Source organism: Mesorhizobium sp. M0800, assembly GCF_040320095.1.
Taxonomy (GTDB): Bacteria; Pseudomonadota; Alphaproteobacteria; order Rhizobiales; family Rhizobiaceae; genus Mesorhizobium.
Genome location: NZ_JAMYOZ010000001.1, coordinates 297199 through 318676, shown reverse-complemented (window position 1 = coordinate 318676; position 21478 = coordinate 297199). Strand labels below are relative to the sequence as shown.

19 protein-coding genes are annotated in these 21478 nt (G+C 63.5%); 9 read left to right on the top strand and 10 right to left on the bottom strand.

The genetic code is table 11. The annotated features are described in order from the left end of the window. Window positions 1-78 precede the first annotated feature (78 nt). Window positions 79-2358: an NADP-dependent malic enzyme gene (locus tag NKI18_RS01520; protein ID WP_352614475.1), complete on the bottom strand. Its 2280-nt coding sequence runs from the start codon at window positions 2356-2358 to the stop codon at window positions 79-81. 203 nt (window positions 2359-2561) lie between these two features. Here NKI18_RS01520 and mutS point away from each other — a divergent pair, with 203 nt between their 5' ends. Next, the gene (gene mutS, locus NKI18_RS01515) at window positions 2562-5213 is read left to right on the top strand and encodes a DNA mismatch repair protein MutS (RefSeq protein WP_352614762.1); all 2652 of its coding nucleotides are present in this window, start codon (window positions 2562-2564) and stop codon (window positions 5211-5213) included. A gap of 234 nt (window positions 5214-5447) precedes the next feature. Here mutS and NKI18_RS01510 read toward each other — a convergent pair whose 3' ends face one another. The 3 genes from NKI18_RS01510 to NKI18_RS01500 form a co-directional block, all read right to left on the bottom strand. Continuing rightward, window positions 5448-6293, bottom strand: a complete 846-nt coding sequence (locus NKI18_RS01510; protein ID WP_353018674.1) for an aldo/keto reductase — start codon at window positions 6291-6293, stop codon at window positions 5448-5450. Window positions 6294-6402: 109 nt separating this feature from the next. Then, window positions 6403-6789: a CopM family metallochaperone gene (gene copM, locus NKI18_RS01505; RefSeq protein ID WP_352614477.1), complete on the bottom strand. Its 387-nt coding sequence runs from the start codon at window positions 6787-6789 to the stop codon at window positions 6403-6405. Between the two features lie 43 nt (window positions 6790-6832). Next, complete coding sequence (locus NKI18_RS01500; protein WP_352614478.1) at window positions 6833-9337, bottom strand: heavy metal translocating P-type ATPase; 2505 nt, start codon at window positions 9335-9337, stop codon at window positions 6833-6835. Between the two features lie 227 nt (window positions 9338-9564). Here NKI18_RS01500 and NKI18_RS01495 point away from each other — a divergent pair, with 227 nt between their 5' ends. Together NKI18_RS01495 and murJ are read left to right on the top strand one after the other, a co-directional pair. Then, window positions 9565-12363, top strand: a complete 2799-nt coding sequence (locus NKI18_RS01495) for a [protein-PII] uridylyltransferase (protein ID WP_352591208.1) — start codon at window positions 9565-9567, stop codon at window positions 12361-12363. A gap of 46 nt (window positions 12364-12409) precedes the next feature. Continuing rightward, window positions 12410-14008 (top strand): murein biosynthesis integral membrane protein MurJ, encoded by a 1599-nt coding sequence (gene murJ, locus NKI18_RS01490; RefSeq protein WP_352570229.1) that lies wholly within the window; start codon window positions 12410-12412, stop codon window positions 14006-14008. On the opposite strand, the gene NKI18_RS01485 is transcribed toward murJ, so the two are convergent. Both NKI18_RS01485 and NKI18_RS01480 read right to left on the bottom strand, forming a co-directional pair. Beyond that, window positions 13983-14387 (bottom strand): type II toxin-antitoxin system VapC family toxin, encoded by a 405-nt coding sequence (locus tag NKI18_RS01485; protein ID WP_352614480.1) that lies wholly within the window; start codon window positions 14385-14387, stop codon window positions 13983-13985. The genes murJ and NKI18_RS01485 overlap by 26 nt on opposite strands. Then, window positions 14387-14632, bottom strand: coding sequence for a type II toxin-antitoxin system VapB family antitoxin (locus NKI18_RS01480; RefSeq protein ID WP_023676383.1), 246 nt, complete (start codon window positions 14630-14632; stop codon window positions 14387-14389). The genes NKI18_RS01485 and NKI18_RS01480 overlap by 1 nt, the downstream gene beginning before the upstream one ends. Before the next feature lie 366 nt (window positions 14633-14998). Here NKI18_RS01480 and trpS point away from each other — a divergent pair, with 366 nt between their 5' ends. The 3 genes from trpS to NKI18_RS01465 all read left to right on the top strand — a co-directional run bounded on the left by trpS (window position 14999) and on the right by NKI18_RS01465 (window position 17467). Beyond that, on the top strand, window positions 14999-16081 hold the full coding sequence (trpS, locus tag NKI18_RS01475; protein ID WP_352614481.1) for a tryptophan--tRNA ligase: 1083 nt from the start codon (window positions 14999-15001) through the stop codon (window positions 16079-16081). 185 nt (window positions 16082-16266) lie between these two features. Continuing rightward, entirely contained in the window at window positions 16267-16758 is a 492-nt protein-coding gene (locus NKI18_RS01470; RefSeq protein WP_023717912.1) for a universal stress protein, read from the top strand. A 139-nt stretch (window positions 16759-16897) separates the two neighbouring features. Further along, a complete protein-coding gene (locus NKI18_RS01465; RefSeq protein WP_352614483.1) occupies window positions 16898-17467 on the top strand; it encodes a NifU family protein in 570 nt (189 codons plus the stop codon). Between the two features lie 110 nt (window positions 17468-17577). Here the strand turns inward: NKI18_RS01465 and NKI18_RS01460 are convergent, their stop codons facing one another. From NKI18_RS01460 to NKI18_RS01445, 4 genes are all read right to left on the bottom strand, one after another. Further along, window positions 17578-18195, bottom strand: coding sequence for a L,D-transpeptidase (locus tag NKI18_RS01460; RefSeq protein WP_023676387.1), 618 nt, complete (start codon window positions 18193-18195; stop codon window positions 17578-17580). Window positions 18196-18531: 336 nt separating this feature from the next. Further along, on the bottom strand, window positions 18532-18657 hold the full coding sequence (locus NKI18_RS01455) for a hypothetical protein (RefSeq protein WP_352614484.1): 126 nt from the start codon (window positions 18655-18657) through the stop codon (window positions 18532-18534). Further along, the gene (locus tag NKI18_RS01450; RefSeq protein WP_023676389.1) at window positions 18658-18786 is read right to left on the bottom strand and encodes a hypothetical protein; all 129 of its coding nucleotides are present in this window, start codon (window positions 18784-18786) and stop codon (window positions 18658-18660) included. Between the two features lie 159 nt (window positions 18787-18945). After that, window positions 18946-19272 carry a GYD domain-containing protein gene (locus NKI18_RS01445; RefSeq protein WP_023676390.1) on the bottom strand — a complete coding sequence of 109 codons (327 nt, stop codon included), beginning with the start codon at window positions 19270-19272 and terminating at the stop codon, window positions 18946-18948. Window positions 19273-19421: 149 nt separating this feature from the next. Here NKI18_RS01445 and NKI18_RS01440 point away from each other — a divergent pair, with 149 nt between their 5' ends. The 3 genes from NKI18_RS01440 to NKI18_RS01430 all read left to right on the top strand — a co-directional run bounded on the left by NKI18_RS01440 (window position 19422) and on the right by NKI18_RS01430 (window position 21477). Then, the gene (locus NKI18_RS01440) at window positions 19422-19721 is read left to right on the top strand and encodes a DUF1330 domain-containing protein (protein ID WP_023717905.1); all 300 of its coding nucleotides are present in this window, start codon (window positions 19422-19424) and stop codon (window positions 19719-19721) included. 377 nt (window positions 19722-20098) lie between these two features. Next, window positions 20099-20407, top strand: a complete 309-nt coding sequence (locus tag NKI18_RS01435) for a hypothetical protein (RefSeq protein ID WP_352614485.1) — start codon at window positions 20099-20101, stop codon at window positions 20405-20407. A gap of 140 nt (window positions 20408-20547) precedes the next feature. Then, window positions 20548-21477, top strand: coding sequence for an IS1595 family transposase (locus tag NKI18_RS01430; RefSeq protein WP_352614486.1), 930 nt, complete (start codon window positions 20548-20550; stop codon window positions 21475-21477). Window position 21478 lies beyond the last annotated feature (1 nt).

Below are 21478 nucleotides of genomic sequence, written 5' to 3'. Positions count from 1 at the left end.
CCCTCATCCGACCGAGCTTCGCTCGGCCACCTTCTCCCACAGGGGGAGAAGGAAAGAGGTGCTGCCGCTACGCGCTCCTCAAGCCCCCGCGCTATACGCCGCAATCGCCGCCATGTTGACGATGTCTGAATCCTTGGCGTTGAGCGAGACGATCTGAACCGGCTTGTTCAGGCCGACCAGCAGCGGGCCGATGACGGTCGAGCCGCCGAGCTCCTGCAGCATCTTGGTCGAGATCGAGGCCGAGTGGAAGGCCGGCATGACCAGCACGTTGGCGGGGCCGGTCAGCCTGATGAACGGGTACTGCGCCATGGCGCGGGCGTTGAGCGCCACGTCGGCGGCCATCTCGCCGTCATACTCGAAATCGACGCGGCGCTTGTCGAGGATGCGCACCGCTTCCTGGACGCGCTCGGAGCGCTCGCCCTGCGGATGGCCGAAGGTCGAATAGGCGAGCATGGCGAGCCTCGGCTCGTAGCCCATGCGGCGGGCGAAGCCGGCGGCTTCCTCGGCGATGTCGGCGATCTCGACGGCATCCGGCATGTCGTGCACCGCGGTGTCGGCAACGAGGACGGTGCGACCGCGCGCGAGCACGATCGACACGCCGATGACGCAATGGCCGGGCCTTGCGTCGATGACGCGGCGGATGTCGTCGAGCGCCGTCGAATAGTTACGGGTAACGCCGGTGACGATGCCGTCGGCATCGCCCAGCGCCACCATGCAGGCGGCGAAATGGTTGCGGTCGTTGTTGATCAGCCGCTGGCAGTCGCGGAACAGAAAGCCTTTGCGCTGCATGCGCTCGTAGAGATAGTCGGTGTAGACCGAGTTGCGCCGCGACAGCCGCGCATTGATGATCTCGATGCCTTGCTTGCCGAGGTCGATGCCGGCGTTCCTGGCGTTTTCCTTGATGATGTCGTCGCGGCCGAGCAGGATGGCGGTGCCGAGCCGCTGGTTCACATAGGAGACGGCGGCGCGCATCACCTGCTCCTCCTCGCCCTCGGCAAAGACGATGCGCTTGGGCTGGCGGCGCACCCGGTCGTAGATGCGCTGCAGCGTCGAGGCGATCGGGTCGCGGCGGGCGGAAAGCTCCTGCGCGTAGCGGTCGAGATCGAGGATCGGCTTGCGCGCGACGCCGGAGTCCATCGCCGCTTTGGCCACCGCAATCGGAATGGCCGAGATCAGGCGCGGGTCGAACGGCACCGGGATGATGTAGTTGGGGCCGAATTTCGGCCGCATGCCCTGGTAGGCGGCGGCGACGTCGTCGGGCACGTCCTGGCGCGCCAGTTCGGCGAGCGCTTTGGCCGCGGCGATCTTCATGTCGTCGTTGATGGTGGTCGCCCGCACATCGAGCGCGCCGCGGAAGATGTAGGGGAAGCCAAGCACGTTGTTGACCTGGTTGGGATAGTCGGACCGTCCCGTCGCCATGATGGCGTCGGTGCGGATCTCGGCGACCTCCTCAGGCGTGATCTCGGGGTCGGGATTGGCCATGGCGAAGATGATCGGGTTCTTGGCCATGGACTGCACCATCCTGGTGGTCAGCGTGCCCTTGGCCGAGAGGCCGAGGAACACGTCGGCGCCGTCCAGCGCCTCGGCCAGCGAGCGCGCGCCGGTTTTCACGGCGTGCGCCGATTTCCACTGGTTCATGCCTTCGGTGCGGCCCTGGAAGACGACGCCCTTGGTGTCGCAAAGGATGATATTCTCAGGCGCAAAGCCCATCGCCTTCATCAATTCGATGCAGGCGATGCCGGCAGCACCGGCGCCGTTGCAGACCATTTTCGTGGTCTTCATGTCGCGGCCGGTGATTTCCAGCGCGTTGATCAGGCCGGCGGCCGAGATGATGGCGGTGCCGTGCTGGTCGTCATGGAAGACCGGGATGTCCATCAGCTCGCGCAGCCGCTGCTCGATGATGAAGCACTCCGGCGCCTTGATGTCCTCGAGGTTGATGCCGCCGAAGGAGGGGCCGAGAAAGCGCACGCAGTTGATGAATTCGTCGGCATCCTCGGTATCGACCTCGAGGTCGATGGAATCGACATCGGCGAAGCGCTTGAACAGCACCGCCTTGCCTTCCATCACCGGCTTCGAGGCCAGCGCGCCGAGATTGCCGAGGCCGAGGATAGCGGTGCCGTTGGAGATGACGGCGACCATGTTGCCGCGAACCGTGTAGTCGAAGGCGCGGCTCGGGTCCTCGGCGATGGCGAGAACCGGAACGGCGACGCCCGGCGAATAGGCGAGGCTGAGGTCGCGCTGCGTCGCCATTGGTTTTGTGGCGACGATCTCCAGCTTGCCCGGACGCCCCATGGCGTGGAATTCCAGCGCCTCCTGGGCGCTGACGGAGGGCCCGTTGCTTTCGGTTTTCTTGGCCATGGTACTTTTGGTTTCCTCGCCCGTACGGCACCGCTTGAGATGGGTGCGCATGCTTTCTTTTGTGGAAGGTTCGGGATTAAGGCTACACTTCGCCGCTGTAAACCGCCAAGCATGGCTTGCAAAATTTTGGAAGCAGCTTCTTGAACGACGAGACGCCCATTCGAAGCGACAACGCCACGCCGGCCTTCGCGCCGGCGACGCCGATGATGGAGCAGTATATCGAGATCAAGGCGGCGAATCCGGATTCGCTGCTGTTCTACCGCATGGGCGATTTCTACGAGCTGTTCTTCGACGACGCCGAGAAGGCAAGCCGGGCGCTCGGCATCGTGCTGACCAAGCGCGGCAAGCACCAGGGGCTCGACATCCCGATGTGCGGCGTGCCGGTGCATGCCGCCGACGATTATCTGCAGAAGCTGATCGGCCAGGGGTTCCGCGTCGCCGTCTGCGAGCAGATCGAGGATCCGGCCGAGGCCAGGAAGCGCGGCGGCAAATCGGTGGTGCGCCGTGATGTGGTGCGGCTGGTGACACCCGGCACCATCACCGAGGACAAGTTGCTGGCGCCGTCGGAATCGAGTTTTCTGATGGCGCTGGGACGGGTCAAGGGCGGCAGCAGCGATCACGCTTTCGCCCTAGCCTGGATCGAGATCTCGACCGGTGTCTTCCGCGTCGCCGAGACAACCGCCGACCGGCTGCTCGCCGATGTCTTCCGCGTCGATCCGCGCGAGCTGATCGTCGCCGAGCCGGTGTTTTACGACCCGGAGCTGAAACCGGTGTTCGACGTGCTCGGCCGTGTCGCCAGCCCGCAGCCGCCGTCGCTGTTCGATTCGGCTTCGGCCGCCGGCCGCATCGCCCGCTTCTTCGAGGTGGCAACGCCGGATAGTTTCGGCACGTTTTCGCGCGCCGAGCTGTCGGCGATCTCAGGCGTCATCGCCTATGTCGAGAAGACGCAGAAGGCCGAGCGGCCGCCGCTGTCGCGGCCGGAACGCGAGGAGCAGGGTTCGACGCTGTTCATCGACCCGGCGACGCGCGCCAATCTGGAGCTGCTGCGCACGCTGTCCGGCAGCCGCGACGGGTCGCTGTTCAAGGCGATCGACCGCACGGTGACCGGCGGCGGTGCAAGGCTGCTCGCCGACCGGCTGATGGCGCCGCTGACCGATCCGGCGGCAATCGCTGCAAGGCTGGACTCGGTGTCGTTCTTCCGCTCCGAGACGCGCCTCTGCCAGGCGGTGCGCGCAAGCCTGAAGAGCGTTGCCGACATGCCGCGCGCGCTGTCCAGGCTGGCGCTCAACCGCGGCGGCCCGCGCGACCTCGGCGCGCTGCGCGCCGGTTTCGAAGCGGCCGGCGCCATCGCCGAACTGTTCGGCCAAACCGCCTTGCCGGGCGAAGTGGCCGCGGCGTTGGGAGCTATCAAGGCGCTGCCCAAAGAACTGGCGACGCATCTGGCGCAGGCGCTCAGCGACGAGCTGCCTTTGCTCAAGCGCGACGGCGGCTTTGTCCGTTCCGGCTACCATGCCGAACTCGACGAGATGCGGGCGCTGCGCGACGAGTCGCGAAAAGTGATCGCCGGGCTGGAGCGCTCGCTGATCGACGAGACCGGCATCCGCTCGCTGAAGATCAGGCACAACAACGTATTGGGCTACTATATCGAAGTCACCGCCAATCATCATGCGCTGATGACCGGCAGCGACGGCGCCAGGGCACGCTTCATCCATCGCCAGACCATGGCCAACGCCATGCGCTTCACCACCACCGAACTCGCCGAACTGGAAACCAAGATCGCCAACGCCGCCGACCGGGCGCTGGCGATCGAGCTTGCCGCTTTCGAGGCGGTGACGGCGGAAGTGGTCGGCCACGCCGACAGGATCCGCGCCGGCGCCGAAGCGCTCGCCGTGCTCGACGTTTCGGCCGCACTTGCCTTGCTTTCCGAGAGCGAGGCCTGGTGCCGGCCGCTGGTCGATGCGAGCCTTGCCTTCGAGATTTCGGGTGGACGTCATCCGGTGGTCGAACAGGCGCTGCGGCGTTCCGGCGAAGGCCCGTTCGTCGCCAATGATTGCGATCTGTCGCCGCAAGGCGATGCCAAGACCGGCGCGATCTGGCTGCTGACCGGCCCCAATATGGGCGGCAAGTCGACCTTCCTCAGGCAAAACGCGCTGATCGCCATCCTCGCCCAGACCGGCTCCTTCGTGCCGGCGGCATCAGCCCATATCGGCGTCGTCGACCGGCTGTTTTCGCGGGTCGGCGCCTCCGACGACCTGGCGCGCGGCCGCTCGACCTTCATGGTCGAGATGGTCGAGACGGCGGCGATCCTCAACCAGGCAGGCGAACGCGCACTGGTCATCCTCGACGAGATCGGCCGCGGCACCGCCACTTTCGACGGCCTGTCGATCGCCTGGGCGGCGGTCGAATATTTGCACGAGAAAAACCGCTGCCGGGCGATCTTCGCCACGCATTTCCACGAGATGACGGCGCTGGCCGGAAAACTGCCGCGGCTCTCCAACGTCACCATGCGGGTCAAGGAATGGGAGGGCGACGTGGTCTTCCTGCACGAGGTCGGCAAGGGTGCGGCCGACCGTTCCTACGGCGTCCAGGTAGCGCGGCTGGCCGGCCTGCCGGAAGCGGTCGTCGGCCGGGCCAAGGAAGTGCTGCACCAGCTTGAAGCAGGCGAGGTCTCGGGCAAGGCCAACCGTCTGGTCGACGACCTGCCGCTGTTTTCCGTGGCGGCGAAGCGGGAAGCGTCGAAGCCGGCGAAGAGTGACGGGCTGGGTTCGGCGCTAGCGGAGATCAATCCCGACGAGATGACGCCAAGGGAGGCGCTGGAGGCGCTGTACCGGCTGAAGGGGATGGTGGGGAAGTAGCCGTCGCTGGCTGAGCCCGCCGTCTGTCGGCATTCCTTCGCGCCCCCCTCTGTCCTGCCGGACATCTCCCCCACTTGGGGGGAGATTGGCAGCTTCGCTGGCAGCGTCTTTTCTTCGTTTGAAGTTGGCGAAAGCCGATGCGACGTCCAATCTCCCCCCTTGTGGGGGAGATGTCCGGCAGGACAGAGGGGGGTGTGACGGAACGCTGCTTTGGCTTGCCTTCCGCCCCACCCCTCAAATCATCGCCAGGCCCGACTTCCGCCTCGGCGGTGGGAAGGCGCGGTCAATTTCGGCGAAATCTTCGCTCGTGAGCTCGATCTCCAACGCCGCGACATTCTGCCGGATATGCTCCGGGCGGCTGGCCTTCGGAATGGCGATGACGCCCTCCTGCGCCATCACCCATGCAAGTGCGATCTGCGCCGGCGTCGCACCGTGGCGGGCGGCGATGGCATCTAACCTGGCGTTGCGCGCCAATACCCCCTGATCGACCGGCGAATAGGCCATCAGCGGCATGCCGCGTTGCCGGCTCCACGGGGCGAGGTCGAACTCGACGCCGCGCTGCGACAGATTGTAGAGCACCTGATTGGTCTGGACGTTGCCGCCGGCCGGCAGCCGGACCAGCTCCTCCATCTCGCCGGTATCGAAATTGCTGACGCCCCAGTGGCGGATCTTGCCGGCCGCCTTCAACGCTTCGAACGCCTCTACCGTTTCCATCAAAGGCACGCTGCCCGGCCAATGCAGCAGATAAAGATCGATTCGGTCGGTGGCGAGATGCCTCAGGCTGTTCTCGCATGCCCGTTTCACGCCGGCGCGCGAGGCATTGGACGGCAGCACCTTGGAGACCAGGAAAACCTCGTCGCGGCGCCCGGCGATGGCCTCCGCCACCACCTCCTCGGCACCGCCGCTGGCATACATTTCGGCGGTGTCGATCAGCGTCATGCCGAGATCCAGCCCGAGCTTCAGGGCATTGGCCTCGTCGCCACGGCGGCGGCCGTCTTCGCCCATATTCCAGGTGCCCTGGCCGAGCACCGGCACGGCTTCGCCGCAGGGCAGGGTGGTCGTTCTTATCGTCGATGGCATGGCATGCTCCAGTCCGAGGCCCGGATAGCACCATAGCCGCCAAGGCAAATCCAGGTGAAGCAGAAATCCAGGTGAAGCCTCTCGCCCGGATTCCCCGACAGCGTGACGCCTACTTCACCGGATGGGCGGCGAGCCAGTCCTGCATCTGCTTGATCTCGGCTTGCTGCGCGGCGATCACCGCTTCGGCCAGCTTGCGGATTTCCGGGTCCTTGCCATTGGCGAGCTCGACCTTGGCCATGTCGATGGCAGCCTGGTGATGCGGGATCATGCCGCGGGCGAAATCGACATCTGCATTGCCGGAATATTCGATTCCCATCATGTCGGTATGCATCTTGTCCATCGCCGCCTTGTAGCCCTCGGTCGAGGGGCTCTGCGCGCCCATTGCGCCCATGTCGTGCTTCATCTCCTCGGCTTGTGCCGGAACGCTTTCGAGGAAAACAGCAAGCAGCATTCCCGCCGCCATCATCAGCAGCACGATCTTCTTGGCCAAGGTCATTCATCGTCTCCTTTTTTGAACAGGGTCTATCTGGAAGTTTTACTCAGAGTTTCAACGTCCTGAGCCGCAATGCGTTGGCGATCACCGAAACCGAAGACAGGCTCATCGCCGCCGCCGCGAGCATCGGCGACAGCAGCGTGCCGGTGAGCGGATAAAGCACGCCGGCAGCAACCGGCACGCCGAGCACATTGTAGAGGAAAGCGAAAAACAGGTTCTGGCGGATGTTGCGGATCGTCGCGCGGGCGAGCGTCCTCGCCCTGACGATGCCGTTGAGATCGCCCTTGACCAGCGTAATTCCCGCACTTTCGACCGCAACATCGGCGCCTGTGCCCATCGCGATGCCGACATCGGCGGCGGCAAGTGCGGGCGCATCGTTGACGCCGTCGCCGGCCATGGCAACGCCGGCACCGCCGGCGCGCAATTCCTCGACCAGCGCGTTCTTCTGTTCGGGCAAGAGCCCGGCACGCACCTCGTCGATGCCAAGCTTGGCTGCGATGGCCTTGGCAGTACGCTCGTTGTCGCCGGTCGCCATGACGATCTTCAGCCCGCTGTAATGCAGTGCCTTGATCGCCTCGGCGGTGGTCGCCTTGATCGGGTCGGCGACGGCGACGAGGCCGGCGAGCCGGTTGCCGACAGCAACGAACATCGCGGTCTTGCCGTCGGCCTGCAGCGCCTCGGCGCTGGCCAGGACCGCCGCCGTGTCGATGCCGAGATCGGCCATCATCGCGGCATTGCCGAGCGCCACCTTCTGCCCCGAGACCGTGCCGGAAACGCCCTTGCCGGTGACGGCCTCGAAACCGCTCGCGTCGGGGACCTTCACGCCGCGTTCGCGGGCGCCGTCGACGATCGCCTCGGCCAGCGAATGCTCCGAGCCTTTTTCCAGCCCGGCGGCGAGCGCCAGCAGATCGTCTTGCGCCATGCCTTCGACCGCGATGACGTCGGTCAGCCGCGGCCGGCCTTCGGTCAGCGTTCCCGTCTTGTCGACGATCAGCGTGTCGACCGAGGCAAAGCGTTCGAGCGCCGCCGCTTCCTTGATCAGCACGCCGGCATGCGCGCCGCGCCCGGTGGCGGTCATGATCGACATTGGCGTGGCAAGGCCGAGCGCACACGGACAGGCGATGATCAGCACCGAGACCGCCGAGACGATGGCAAACACCAGGCTGGGTTCCGGTCCGACGATCGCCCAGGCGACGAACGCTATGATTGCGACCAGCACGACGGCCGGGACGAAGTAGAACGAGACGCGGTCGGCCAACCCCTGGATCGGCGCGCGCGAACGCTGCGCCTTGGCGACCAGCTCGACGATGCGCGCCAGCGTCGTCTCGGCACCGATCCTTTCGGCGCGCATGATCAGCGAACCGTTCCTGTTCAGCGTGCCGCCGGTGAGGTTGTCGCCTTCGGTCTTTTCGACCGGCAGCGGTTCGCCTGTGATCATCGATTCATCGATGGAAGAGCGCCCTTCGAGCACAGTGCCGTCGACCGGCACGGCGTCACCGGGGCGGATGCGCAGGCGGTCGCCGGCCTTGACCGTATCGAGCGGCACGTCGTTTTCGGAACCGTCCGCGCCGATCTGCCGCGCCGTCTTCGGCGCCAGGTCGAGCAGCGCGCGGATCGCCGAGCCGGTTTTCTCGCGGGCGCGCAATTCCAGCACCTGGCCGAGGAACACCAGCGCAACGATCACCGCCGCCGCCTCGAAATAGACCGGCACGGTGCCGTCATGGCCGCGGAACTGGTGCGGAAAGAGGCCTGGAAACAGCGTGGCGACGACGCTGTAGAGATAGGCGGCACCGACGCCGAGCGAAATCAGCGTCCACATATTGGGGCTGCGGTTGAGGACCGAGTCCCAGCCGCGGTGGAAGAACGGGAATGCCGCCCACAGCACCACCGGGCTGGCCAGCGCCAGCTCCAGCCAGACCTTCGCGCGGTCGTCGATGAAGGCCTGAAACGTCAGGCCGAGCATCGGCGCCATGGCGATGAGCAGCAACGGCACGGACAGCACCGCGCTCACCCAAAAGCGCCTGGTGAAGTCGACCAGTTCGGGGTTAGGTCCCTCGTCGCCGGTCGGCACGCCCATCGGTTCCAGCGCCATGCCGCAGATCGGGCAGGAGCCGGGCTTGTCGCGGATGATTTCGGGATGCATCGGGCAGGTGTATTGCGTGCCCTTGGGCATCGGCTGCGGCGCCGGCCTGTCGCCGAGATATTTTGCCGGCTCGGCTTCGAACTTCGCTTGGCAAGCGGCCGAGCAGAAATAGAAGCCCCGGCCCTCGTGCCGCAAAAAGTGCTTGGCCGTGGCACGGTCGACGCTCATGCCGCAGACGGGATCGGTTGCGGTCAGGTATTTTTCCGGTTCGGCGACGAATTTCGAACGGCAGCTTTCGCTGCAGAAATGATAGCGATGGCAGTCGTGCTCGGCCGTCGGCTTGCCGGCAGCCGGATCGACGGTCATGCCGCAGACCGGATCGCGGACGACGGCGTCCGCAGCAGAGGAGACGCCTTTTGCCGAGCAGCAGCTGCCATGGGCGTGATGATGGTGATCGGAATGCGTCATGCCGAAAGCCCCTGTATTTCGATGTTGCGGCGGAGGTAGTGCTTCCAGTAACTGGAAGGTCAAGGGCTGATTTCGATTTTTCGTGGCCAGGCCCAAACTGCACCGGCCGCGGGCATGAGACGATCGTCCCGTTCCACGGCTGCGGAGAACGCGTCCGTCCGCCCCATACCCAGCGCCGCGAAAACGCGCTATAGACGCCGCCGAAACGGCGAGGCCGAACGGCATTTATGGCAAGAATATCCCTGAAGCTCGAGGAACTGATCGACGGCGAAGCCTTGCGCCGCGAGATGACCGAACTGACCGAGGCGACGGCAGGCGACGGCTCCGGCAAGGCCGCGCGCAGCGGCGTTCTCAAGCTTCTCAAAAGCCGGCTCGCCGACGGCCGCACGGTCGCCGAACGCATGCTGATGGACGATGGCAGCGGTACCGCCTGCGCCGCCCGGCTGTCGCATCTGATGGATGAGATCATCCGCGCGCTCTACGACTTCGCCGCCACCCATGTCTATCGCGTCAAAAACCCGTCATCGGCCGAGCGCATGGCGGTCGTGGCCGTCGGCGGCTATGGCCGTGGCACGCTGGCGCCCGGGTCCGACATCGACCTGCTGTTCCTGCTGCCCTACAAGCAGACGCCATGGGGCGAGCAGATCGTGGAATACATGCTCTACATGCTGTGGGACCTCGGGCTGAAGGTCGGCCACGCCACCCGCAACATCGACGAGTGCCTCAGGCTGTCGCGCACCGACATCACCATCCGCACCTCGATCCTGGAGGCGCGCTTCCTGTGGGGCGAGCAAAAGCTCTATGACGAGCTTTTGCAGCGCTTCGACCACGAGGTGGTGCGCACCACCGGCCCCGAATATGTCCAGGCCAAGCTCGCCGAACGCGACGAGCGCCACGCCAAGGCCGGCGAGAGCCGCTATCTGGTCGAGCCCAACGTCAAGGACGGCAAGGGCGGCCTGCGCGACCTGCAGACGCTGTTCTGGATCGCCAAATATTTCTACCGCGTGCGCACCGGCGAGGAACTGGTCGACAAGGGCGTCTTCACCGACGCCGAATACAGGGAATTCCAGAAGGCCGAGGATTTCCTATGGGCGGTGCGCTGCCACATGCATTTCCTCACCGGCAAGGCCGAGGAGCGGCTGCATTTCGACATCCAGCGCGACATTGCCGAGCGGCTGGGCTACACCACCCATCCCGGCCTGTCGGCGGTCGAACGCTTCATGAAGCACTACTTCCTCGTCGCCAAGGATGTCGGCGACCTAACCCGCATTTTCTGCGCCGCGCTGGAAGAAGAGCAGGCCAAGCATGTGCCGGGCTTCAACCGCATCTTTCTCACCTTTTCGCGCCGCAAGCGCAAGCTCGCCGGCACGGCCGATTTCATCGTCGACAACCACCGCATCAACATTGCCGACGACGAGGTGTTCGAGCGCGATCCGGTCAATCTCCTCAGGCTGTTCTGGTTCGCCGACAAGCACGGCCTGGAATTTCACCCCGATGCGCTGAAGCTGTTGACCCGTTCGCTCGGCCTCGTCGGCAAGGCACTGCGGCGCGACGAGGAGGCCAACCGGCTGTTCCTCGATATCTTGACCTCGGACCGCAACGCCGAGCTCAATCTGCGGCGCATGAACGAGGCCGGACTGCTTGCCAAGCTGATCCCGGACTTTGGCAAGATCGTCGCCATGATGCAGTTCTCGATGTACCACCACTACACGGTGGACGAGCACCTCATCCGCTGCATCGGGGTGCTGGCCGAGATCGAGCGCGGCGACGGGGAAAAGATCCATCCACTCGCCCACTCGCTGATGCCGGGGCTGAAGAAGAGCCGCGAGGCGCTCTATGTCGCCGTGCTGCTGCACGACATCGCCAAGGGCAGGCCGGAGGACCATTCGCAAGCCGGCGCCAGGATCGCCCGGCGCATCTGCCCGCATATGGGGCTCTCGCCGGCCGACACCGAAACGGTCGCCTGGCTGGTCGAGAACCACCTCGTCATGTCGATGACGGCGCAGACCCGCGATCTCAACGACCGCAAGACGATCGAGGATTTTGCCGCCATCGTGCAGTCGGTCGAACGGCTGAAGATGCTGCTTGTGCTTACCGTCTGCGATATCCGCGGCGTCGGGCCTGGGGTCTGGAACGGCTGGAAGGGCCAGTTGCTGCGTACGCTCTATTACGAGACCGAGCTTTTGTTGACCGGCGGGTTTTCGGAGGTGTCGCGCGCCAAACGGACGGCGGCGGCGCGCGAACAACTGGCCGAGGCGCTTGCCGACTGGCCGGAAAAGGCCCGCAAGCGTTATGTCGGCCAGCACTACGAGAACTATCTGCTGGCGGTCGATCTTCCCGACCAACTCCGCCATGCCGAATTCATCCGCGAGGCCGATCACGCCGGCAAGAAGCTCGCCACCATGGTGAAAACCCACCAGTTCGAGGCGGTGACCGAGATCACGGTGCTGGCGCAGGACCATCCGCGCCTGCTCTCGGTGATTGCCGGCGCCTGTGCCGCGGCCGGCGGCAACATCGTCGACGCGCAGATCTTCACCACCTCGGATGGTCGGGCGCTCGACACCATCCTGATCTCAAGGGAGTTCGACCTTGACGAGGACGAGCGCCGCCGTGCCGAGCGCGTCGGCCGGCTGATCGAGGACGTGCTGTCGGGCAAGAGCTGGCTGCCCGAAATGATCGAGAAGCGGACCAAGCCGCGGCGCGGCGCCAAGGTTTTCCGTATTCCGCCACGCGCCGAGATCCGCAACACGCTGTCGAACCGTTTCTCGGTCATCGAGGTCGAGGGGCTGGACAGGCCGGGCCTTCTGTCGGAGATCACCGGCATGTTGTCGGACCTGTCGCTCGACATCGCCTCGGCCCACATCACAACCTTTGGCGAAAAGGTCATCGACACGTTCTACGTCACAGATCTCACCGGCCAGAAGATCGACAGCCCGTCGCGTACGGCGACCATCCGCAACAGGCTGATCGCGGTGCTCGAGGGCACGGCGTCCGAGCGCGGCAAGACCAAAACGGCCGCCGAGTGACGGTTACCTTCCATTTGCCCCAATCGCACAGGCAGTCTTCAAACGCATGAGCCTTGTCAAGAAATTCGCCACGGTCGCTTCCGGCACGCTGATGAGCCGCGCCCTCGGTTTCGGCCGTGAGATGCTGATGGCTGCCGCACTCGGCACCGGGCCGATCGCCGACGCCTTCAACGCCGCCTTCCAGTTTCCCAACACCTTTCGCCGGCTGTTCGCCGAAGGCGCCTTCAATGCCGCCTTCGTGCCACTGTTCGCCAAGGAGATCGAGACACACGGCACCGACGGCGCCAAGCGCTTTTCCGAAGAGGTGTTCGGCGTCTTGTTCACGGCGCTTCTGGCGCTGACCATCGCCATGGAACTGGCGATGCCGCTGATCGTGCGATACCTGGTGGCGCCGGGCTTTGCCGACACGCCGGGAAAATTCGAGACGACGGTGGCGCTGGCGACCGTCATGTTCCCCTACCTGATCTGCATGTCGCTCGGCGCCATGATGGCCGGCATGCTGAATTCGCTGCGCCGCTATTTCGCCGCTGCGGTGGCGCCGGTGTTCCTCAACGTCATCCTTATCGCCGTGCTTGCCTATGCCTGGTACAAGGGTTCGGACGCCCGCACCGTTGGTTTCGGCCTGGCCTGGGGCGTGCTGGCGGCCGGCCTGGTGCAGCTGGCGATCGTCTGGGCGGCGGTGCGCCATGCCGGCATTTCGATCGGCTTCCGGCGGCCGAAGATGACGCCGAACGTCAAGCGGCTGCTGATCCTGGCGCTGCCGGCGGCGATCACCGGCGGCATCACCCAGATCAACCAGCTGATCGGCACGGCGATCGCGTCGGCGCAGGACAGCGCGGTGTCGTCGCTGGCCTATGCCGACCGCGTCTACCAGCTGCCGCTGGGCGTCGTCGGCGTCGCCGTCGCCATCGTGCTTTTGCCGGAACTGTCGCGGGCGCTGAAATCAGGCAATCTGGTCGAGGCCGCCAATCTGCAGAACCGCTCGGTCGAGTTTACGCTTTTCATGACCTTGCCGGCGGCGGCCGCGCTGCTGGTCATGTCCGAGCCGATCGTGCGGCTGGTCTATGAGCGCGGCGCCTTTGCCGCCAACAATTCGACGCCGACGGTCGCGGCAATCCTGGCGATCTTCGGCCTCGGCCTGCCGGCCTTCGTGCTGATCAAGGCGTTCACCCCCGGCTATTTCGCCCGCGAGGACACGCGCACGCCAATGATTTTTGCCGCCATCTCGGTGGCGGTTAACATTACGACGGCGCTGACGCTGTTTCCGACCATGGGCGCGCCCGGCATTGCCGTTGCCTCCGCTGTCGCAGGCTGGGTCAATGCGGCGATGCTGCTCGCCGTGCTGATCCGGCGCGGCCATTGGGGCCGCGACGTGCCGCTCATGAAACGCATCCCGCGGCTGGTGCTGTCGGCGGCGGTGATGGCCGCGGCGCTCTATTTTGCCGAGCACTGGTTCGCCGCAAGTCTCGGCTCCGGCTCGCCGCTGGTGATCAAGGCGGTAACCCTGCTTGCGCTCGTCGCCGGCGGGGCGCTGCTTTACTTCGTCACCGCCTTCGCCACCGGCGGCGCCGATTTCGGCATGATCCGCCGCAATATCGGGCGCAAGGGCTCCCAGCCGGTCAAGCAACAGTCTCCAGATCCGTGAAGCGGAATTCGTCCGCCGTCGAAAGCATCGGAACGGCGTAGTAGCGCGCACAGGCGTAGTGGAAACAGTCGGCCATGTTGAGGCGGCCAGCGTTGTTGCGAAACCGCGACGCAGCCTCGACTGACAGAGATGCTGCGTCAGAGGAAGGCGGAAGCTCCCGCAAGGTGATTCCACGCTCTTCGAGAAAACGGCTGACTATCTTGAAGCTTGTGGCGACCGGTACGGCCAGCTTTTCCGATCGCGAAAGCGCCATCGCGGCTTCCCAAACCGCGATCGCCGACGTGAACGGAGCCGACGCTTTCATGACCGCCTGCGCGCAGCGCGGGGCTTCGGTCTCGTTGCTCAGTATGGCAACGATAGCGGCAGCATCGATGAACATCAGTCTTCGCCGGACAATTCGTCGTAGACCGAGCGCGGCAGCGGCTTGCGCGCCTGCTCGCTCAGCTCAATACCGAACTCGGCCCGGAGCCGTGCCGCCGTCTCCAGCGGCGTCTCGCGATTGCGTCGGCGCTCCAGAGCTTCGCGCATGGCGATCACGATTGCCTCGGTGATCCCGACACCTTCAAGCCTGGCAAAAGCCCGCGTCAGGCTGTCCGCTTCCTTGTTGTTGATGTTGATCGTCATTGTTTTGCTTCCGCTGTGTAGCAAATATTATGTAGCTATCTACATCAGTCCGTCAATGTGGCCCTAAGCCAAATCGAAGCGATTGCCGAGGCGAGCTATTTTGTTCTTGCTTTGTGCCGGCAGCTATGCTAGTAACTTCGGTATGGGTGCTCATTGGCGCCGAAGACCCGCCGCAAGGCGGGTTTTTGTTTCTGGTCGGCGTCATCCCCTTCAAACAGCCTCCTGCGGCGTCTTGCTCGGCCGACGCCAAAGCCTGCGCGCCCAGTCAATACCCCTCTTGATCGCCTCCTCGCTCTCGTCCATAAGCGCGCCGTCGCAAGACTTTCGCCGCGCGCGAAACGGCCCTCCACAAGCCAGGGAAACACTATGACCGACCTCAACCAGCCCGCCTTCAAGCCGCTCGTGTTTTCCGGCGTCCAGCCAACCGGCAATCTGCATCTCGGCAATTATCTCGGCGCCATCAAGAAATTCGTCGCCCTGCAGGACACTTCCGACTGCATCTATTGCGTCGTCGACCTGCATTCGCTGACCGCGCAGCTCGTCTATGAGGACCTTCAGGACCAGACGCGTTCGATCACCGCGGCGTTTCTCGCCTCCGGCATCGACCCGACCAAGCACATCGTCTTCAACCAGTCGCGGGTGATGCAGCACGCCGAGCTTGCCTGGATCTTCAACTGCGTGGCGCGCATCGGTTGGATGAACCGCATGACCCAATTCAAGGACAAGGCCGGCAAGGACCGCGAGAACGCCTCGCTCGGCCTGCTCGCCTATCCCTCCCTGATGGCCGCCGACATCCTGGTCTACCGCGCCACCCACGTACCGGTCGGCGACGACCAGAAGCAGCATCTGGAGCTGACCCGCGACATTGCGCAGAAGTTCAACAACGACTTTTCGGACCGCATCGCAGCGCTTGGCGTCGGCGTCGAGATGCAGGTCGGCGAAGAGACGGTGAACGGCTATTTCCCGCTGACCGAGCCGGTCATCGGCGGCCCGGCGGCGCGCATCATGTCGCTGCGCGATGGTTCGAAAAAGATGTCGAAGTCGGACCCGTCGGACCTGTCGCGCATCAACCTGACCGACGACGCCGATGCCATCTCGAAGAAGATCCGCAAGGCCAAGACCGACCCGGAAGCTTTGCCCGGCGAACTGGACGGGCTTGTCGGCCGGCCGGAAGCGGAAAATCTTGTCGGCATCTATGCCGGCCTCGCAGAAATATCCAAAGAGGCGGTGCTGAAAGAGTTCGGCGGCCAGCAGTTTTCGGTGTTCAAGCCGGCCCTGGCCGACCTTGCGGTGGAAAAACTGGCGCCGATCGCCGGCGAGATGCGCCGCATCTCCGCTGACCGCCCCTATGTCGACGCGGTGCTGCGGGATGGCGGCGAGCGTGCCGGCACATTGGCCGAAGCGACGATGAAGACCGTGCGCGACATTATCGGCCTGCTGCGAGGCTAATGCATGTCGCGCAAGAGTGTGCAGCGGTTTTGCGATAACGACATGCATAAAACAAGAACCTGAAGCGCGTCGCTGGTCGAACGCGACGCGCTTTAAGCTGCACCAGCATTGCCACAGCCGCCGGTCGCTTGCGGGCGGGCTGTGGCGGTGGCAGATTGCGACCGAAACCATCGAACAGGGTGAATATGGTCTCCAAACGCCTCAGCCGCGAAGCCGGTCATCGCCGCAAGTTCCTGGCGATCATCGACGACACGCCCGAATGCGAGCGCGCCGTCGCCTACGCCTCGAAGCGGGCGCAAAGCACGGGCGGCGTACTGGTGCTGCTTTATGTCATCGAGCCGGATGATTTTCAGCACTGGCTGGGCGTCGAGAAGATCATGCGCGAGGAGGCGACCGCCACGGCGCGTGCCGCACTCGACAGCTACGCCAACAAGGTGCGCCAGAAGCTCGGCATCGAGCCGGAACTGGTGGTGCGCGAAGGCAAGCCGACCGAAGAGATCCACAAGCTGATCGAGGAAGACCAGGACATCGCCATCCTGGTGCTGGCGGCAGGCGCCGGCAAGGAAGGCCCAGGGCCGCTGGTCGGCGCGGTCGCCGGCAAGGGCGCCGCCTTTCCGATTCCCGTCACGGTGGTGCCGCAGAACCTGTCGGACGAGGAGATCGACAGCCTCGCCTGAGCGCGCCTCGCTCAAGGCAGGGGTAAAACATTCCGCCTGCCGCTACCGCCGGCGATTGCCTTTCGCTTGAATGTCGGGCGGATAAAGCCTAATTAGAATTATTCCAAACTAGCTGCCCGAAACGGGCACGGAGACGGCCATGTTCATCCAGACCGAGTCGACGCCAAATCCGGCGACGCTGAAATTCCTGCCCGGCAAGGAAGTGCTGCAAGAAGGCACCGCCGATTTCCGCGATGCCGATAGCGCCGCGACGGCTTCGCCGCTGGCCGGCCGGCTGTTCGAAATCCCCGGCGTCACCGGCGTCTTCTTCGGCTATGATTTCGTCACCGTGACCAAGGACGGCCCCGACTGGCAGCATCTGAAGCCGGCTATCCTCGGCGCCATCATGGAGCACTTCATGTCCGGCGCCCCGGTGATGGCCAGGGCCGGCCCCGCCGCCGAGACCAGCCAGACCGGCGAATTCTACGACAAGGCCGACGAGGAGCTGGTCGTCACCATCAAGGAGCTGCTCGACACGCGGGTGCGCCCGGCGGTGGCCCAGGATGGCGGCGACATCACCTTCCGCGGCTTCGAGAACGGCACCGTGTTCCTGCACATGAAGGGCGCCTGCGCCGGCTGCCCGTCGTCGACGGCGACGCTGAAGCACGGCATCCAGAACCTGCTCCGGCACTTTGTGCCGGAAGTGCAGCATGTCGAACAGGTCTCCTGACGCGACGTTCCATAGTCAACATCGATAGACAACAAAAAACCGGGCCAAAGTGCCCGGTTTTCTGTTTGCGACGTCTGTGTTGTTGCCTAGACGGTCCGCGTATAAGGGTTTTATATCACAATGACCTTGGCGCCGACCGAGGTGCGGTCGTAGAGGTCGATAATGTCCTGGTTCATCAGCCGGATGCAGCCCGACGACATCGCTTTGCCGATCGAATTCCATTCCGGGCTGCCATGCAGGCGATAACCCATGTCGCCACCCTTGTTGAACAGGTACATAGCGCGCGCGCCGAGCGGGTTCTTCAACCCCGGCTCCATGCCACCGGCAAACTTGGCCAACTCCGGCTGGCGCTTGATCATCTGCGAAGGCGGTGTCCAGGTCGGCCATTCGCGCTTCAGCGCGATATGGGCGGTGCCGTGCCATTCGAAACCCTCACGGCCGACGCCGATGCCGTAGCGCATCGCTTCGCCGTCGCCCATGACGAAATAGAGGAACTTGTTCTGCGTATCGACGATAATGGTGCCCGGCTTTTCCTTGGTGTCGTAGTCGACGATCTGCCGGCGGTATTTGAACGGCACCTTTTCGATCGGAACGCGCGGCAAATGATAGCCGGCGTCGGTCACCGCGCCGTAGTTGTTGGTGAAGATCTGCGAGCCGATGGTGCTGCAACCGGCGACAGCCGTCGACAGCGCTAGGGCCGCGACGATTGCAAGTGACTTCATGCGCATGAAAAGGTCCGATGCCTGCCCAAACAACAGCGGCTCGAGTCGGCCGCTTTTTCATCTTCATTCATGCTGGCATTTGCTTTGCTTGCCAAGCGGGCGATGCCTATATCCTTGGGCTTGCGTGCCGGTAAGCCAGCGACTATGGCATTTCGGCAACAGCCCCCGCAGGATTATGTTGCAAAATCAATGGGCCAGGAACAAGAACCAGGAGACGAGGACATCACCGTGAATGTCGGTTACGCTGCCCGGCGCTCTGGCCTGCGGCCAAGACCATCCGTTGCTGCGAGGAGATCGGACTGAGACGCGGCCGCTGCAGGAGAAAGTCCAGACGGGCCGGGTTTAATAAAGGACGCCGCGAAGCACGGTCCAAACCAGAAGCCCGAACGTGCCGATCACCACCAATGCACCCAGGACCGTGCCGATCGTTTCAGGCAGTCCATCGGGGCGACCAGGACCGTCGGCCATTCAACTATCGATCATGACGTAGGCCGCACCAAACACGGCAACGATAATTGCCCCAAGCACCGCCCATCCTCTGATGGCCGGGCGGATTTCCTCCGGCGTCGCCGATTTCCGGTCGTCATCTTCCGTCATCTAATGCTCCTCGTAAAACACCGTAGCCGACATTGAAAGCGCAAGCTGCCGGCGCTGCCAAGAGCCGCAGTGGACTCTTTTGCGCAAAAGTTTAGGAACGTGCGCAGTTCGCGAGCAAGCGTTACCAGCCTTCGACACTCCGCAAAGCGCGGGCGGCGGTCACGATCCCGGTGGGCGATACCGGATCGACTTGGCTTTCCCAAGAGCGTCCATCGTCTCTTCGACACTTAACAGCACGGTGGTCTGGTACGAGCTGAGCGCGCCTCCCGCACCGATGGCGAGCATGACGGATGCCATCGACACGTTGTCCGGCGCCTCCCATAGGTTCCAGCCGTCGTACTCTCCGAAGGCATACCAGAACCCGTGCAGCTTTCCGCCGACCGACTCGATGTAGGAACGGGCAGCCTCGCGTCTATCCTCGGGATTATCCATCAAGCGCGCCCAGGTTTCGGGCCTGTAGCTGAATCGCGTGAGATACATCGGCATGGTTCGTCTCCTCCCAGAGCTGCCCCCACCAAGACAGTTAAGCGCCGCAATCCGGGAGAAGGCGAGTCGTTTCCGAGGCGTAGTACCGCTGGCTTAGTTGCGGGGCCGCTAATAGACTTGTTTCAATGTTTTTTCAGGGAGTAAGGTCAATGGCCGCATATCTCATTGCTGATGTAGACATAACCGACGCCGCCGTTTTCGAGGAATACCGCCGGGACGTGCCGGCAACCGAAGCCCGCTACGGGGGGAGGTACATCGCTCGCGGCGGAGCCACCAAGGTTCTGGAGGGCGATTGGGAACCTCATCGCCTCGTCATTGTCGAATTCCCGGACATGGCGTCCCTCCTGGCATGGTACGACTCTCCAGAATACGGCCGTCTCAAAGCCATCCGCGAACGCTGCGCAAAGACGAGAATTATTGCTCTGGAGGGCATGATGCCGGTTAGCTGAGGGCCGGGTCGATGACAATGGCAAATCTAAGTTGCCATATCTGGTGCGGCCCGGCGACGGGACAGGAGCATTCTGATATGAATCAGCAAGCTTTGAACTTGCGGGCGGGAAATGACGGTCAATGATGGGAGGATGGCGCCGGAAGCACTCATTGAGCGGGACCTACAAATCAATATGACCCAACACCAGATCGGCAGGCGGTGTTACAGCGTGACCTAGGGTTGTGTCATGGCGTTGAAAATGCCGGCGCCAACTATCGCACATAAGGCTGCGGCCCCAAGCCCTCCCACAATGATGCACCACCAGGCGCGGCCATTTCCCCGAAGCATGGGATTCAGTTTGTCAGCCAGATAATCGCACGCGATAGGTAAGTGGACATGGATACGTCGGTCATAGAAGTGAAGCCCATTTATGGCCATGGATGGGTCATCGCGGGCAAGCACCGTTTTGAAGTGCCTGCCCCTTTCTCGATGAAGGTTGAGAGCTCAAAGCTTGAAAGCTCTCAGCCACGGGCCTGGACCGGGATCGTGGTAACCGAGGGGCACGAGTTTGAGGGACATCGCTTGACCCTAACCCAACGTCATGTGGAGTGGTCGGGTTTTCTCAACATTTGGGTTGAAACGGAACGACAGACGAGTGGCTTTGGGGAGATATTAGGTCTTCCATCGCAAGACGTTTCAATCTGATCCGAATGCCTGCCCGTCGAGGACTATATTCCTATTTCACGTTGGGTTTGTCAACCAGATAATCGCCCGCAAAAGGCGATTATGTACTTTACAAACACGGCGATGCCTGATACCTTGAATCCACAGTAGGAATCCGGGTTATGAGCGTCCTTTCCGAGCCACATTTCCACAACGAAGAAGCTGCTTTTGAGCGGCTGGAAGCGATTGTTTGGCCCGAAGGTCCGATTTGCCCGAAGTGCGGCAACTGCGAACAGGCGCGCATTACCCGAGTCTCTGGCCCAACCGCTCGCACCGGCCTTCGCCGCTGCTTGGAGTGCAAGAAGCAATTCACCGTGAAGGTCGGAACGGTGTTCGAATCAAGCCATGTGCCGCTGCACAAGTGGTGGCAAGCGGCGCACCTTCTTGCGTCCAGCAAGAAGGGTATCAGCGCTCACCAACTGCATCGGACTTTGCAGGTCCAGTACAAGACCGCGTGGTTCATGTTCCATCGCTTGCGTGAGGCTATGCGTGACGGGGTGCTGTCCCCAATGGGCGGCGATGGCAAACAGGTCGAAGTTGACGAAACCTACATCGGCCGCCTGAAAGGCGCTCCGGTGAAGCGTGGCGGCGGCGCTCACAAGAATTCTGTCGTTACGCTGGTCGAACGTGGCGGTCGCGCTCGTTCCTTCCATGTCGATACCGCTCGCATGGGCAATGTCATGCCGATCGTTCGCGCCAACATCGCGCGGGAAAGCGCGCTCATGACTGACGAGTCCGGCATCTATCGCCGCGCCGGTCAGGATTTCGCCTCTCACGATTTTGTCACGCACTCCAAAGACGAGTATGTTCGCGGTGACGTGCATACGAATACCGTGGAAGGCTACTATTCGATCTTCAAGCGTGGCATGAAGGGCATCTATCAGCATTGCGGTGAGCAGCACTTGCACCGCTATCTTGCTGAATTCGACTTTCGCTACAGCAACCGCATCGCGCTTGGCGTCGATGACAACAACCGGACGGTAAGGGCTATGGCTGGCATCGTTGGAAAACGACTGAAGTACCGGGACTCATCGGGCGTCGGGGCGGAATAGG

Bases quoted from the DNA above. Each gene is read 5' to 3' on its own strand.
- NKI18_RS01520 (WP_352614475.1), bottom strand. From the start codon at position 2,358: ATGGCCAAGAAAACCGAAAGCAACGGGCCCTCCGTCAGCGCCCAGGAG.
- mutS (WP_352614762.1), top strand. From the start codon at position 2,562: ATGATGGAGCAGTATATCGAGATCAAGGCGGCGAATCCGGATTCGCTG.
- NKI18_RS01510 (WP_353018674.1), bottom strand. From the start codon at position 6,293: ATGCCATCGACGATAAGAACGACCACCCTGCCCTGCGGCGAAGCCGTG.
- copM (WP_352614477.1), bottom strand. From the start codon at position 6,789: ATGACCTTGGCCAAGAAGATCGTGCTGCTGATGATGGCGGCGGGAATG.
- NKI18_RS01500 (WP_352614478.1), bottom strand. From the start codon at position 9,337: ATGACGCATTCCGATCACCATCATCACGCCCATGGCAGCTGCTGCTCG.
- NKI18_RS01495 (WP_352591208.1), top strand. From the start codon at position 9,565: ATGGCAAGAATATCCCTGAAGCTCGAGGAACTGATCGACGGCGAAGCC.
- murJ (WP_352570229.1), top strand. From the start codon at position 12,410: ATGAGCCTTGTCAAGAAATTCGCCACGGTCGCTTCCGGCACGCTGATG.
- NKI18_RS01485 (WP_352614480.1), bottom strand. From the start codon at position 14,387: ATGTTCATCGATGCTGCCGCTATCGTTGCCATACTGAGCAACGAGACC.
- NKI18_RS01480 (WP_023676383.1), bottom strand. From the start codon at position 14,632: ATGACGATCAACATCAACAACAAGGAAGCGGACAGCCTGACGCGGGCT.
- trpS (WP_352614481.1), top strand. From the start codon at position 14,999: ATGACCGACCTCAACCAGCCCGCCTTCAAGCCGCTCGTGTTTTCCGGC.
- NKI18_RS01470 (WP_023717912.1), top strand. From the start codon at position 16,267: ATGGTCTCCAAACGCCTCAGCCGCGAAGCCGGTCATCGCCGCAAGTTC.
- NKI18_RS01465 (WP_352614483.1), top strand. From the start codon at position 16,898: ATGTTCATCCAGACCGAGTCGACGCCAAATCCGGCGACGCTGAAATTC.
- NKI18_RS01460 (WP_023676387.1), bottom strand. From the start codon at position 18,195: ATGCGCATGAAGTCACTTGCAATCGTCGCGGCCCTAGCGCTGTCGACG.
- NKI18_RS01455 (WP_352614484.1), bottom strand. From the start codon at position 18,657: ATGGCCGACGGTCCTGGTCGCCCCGATGGACTGCCTGAAACGATCGGC.
- NKI18_RS01450 (WP_023676389.1), bottom strand. From the start codon at position 18,786: ATGACGGAAGATGACGACCGGAAATCGGCGACGCCGGAGGAAATCCGC.
- NKI18_RS01445 (WP_023676390.1), bottom strand. From the start codon at position 19,272: ATGCCGATGTATCTCACGCGATTCAGCTACAGGCCCGAAACCTGGGCG.
- NKI18_RS01440 (WP_023717905.1), top strand. From the start codon at position 19,422: ATGGCCGCATATCTCATTGCTGATGTAGACATAACCGACGCCGCCGTT.
- NKI18_RS01435 (WP_352614485.1), top strand. From the start codon at position 20,099: ATGGATACGTCGGTCATAGAAGTGAAGCCCATTTATGGCCATGGATGG.
- NKI18_RS01430 (WP_352614486.1), top strand. From the start codon at position 20,548: ATGAGCGTCCTTTCCGAGCCACATTTCCACAACGAAGAAGCTGCTTTT.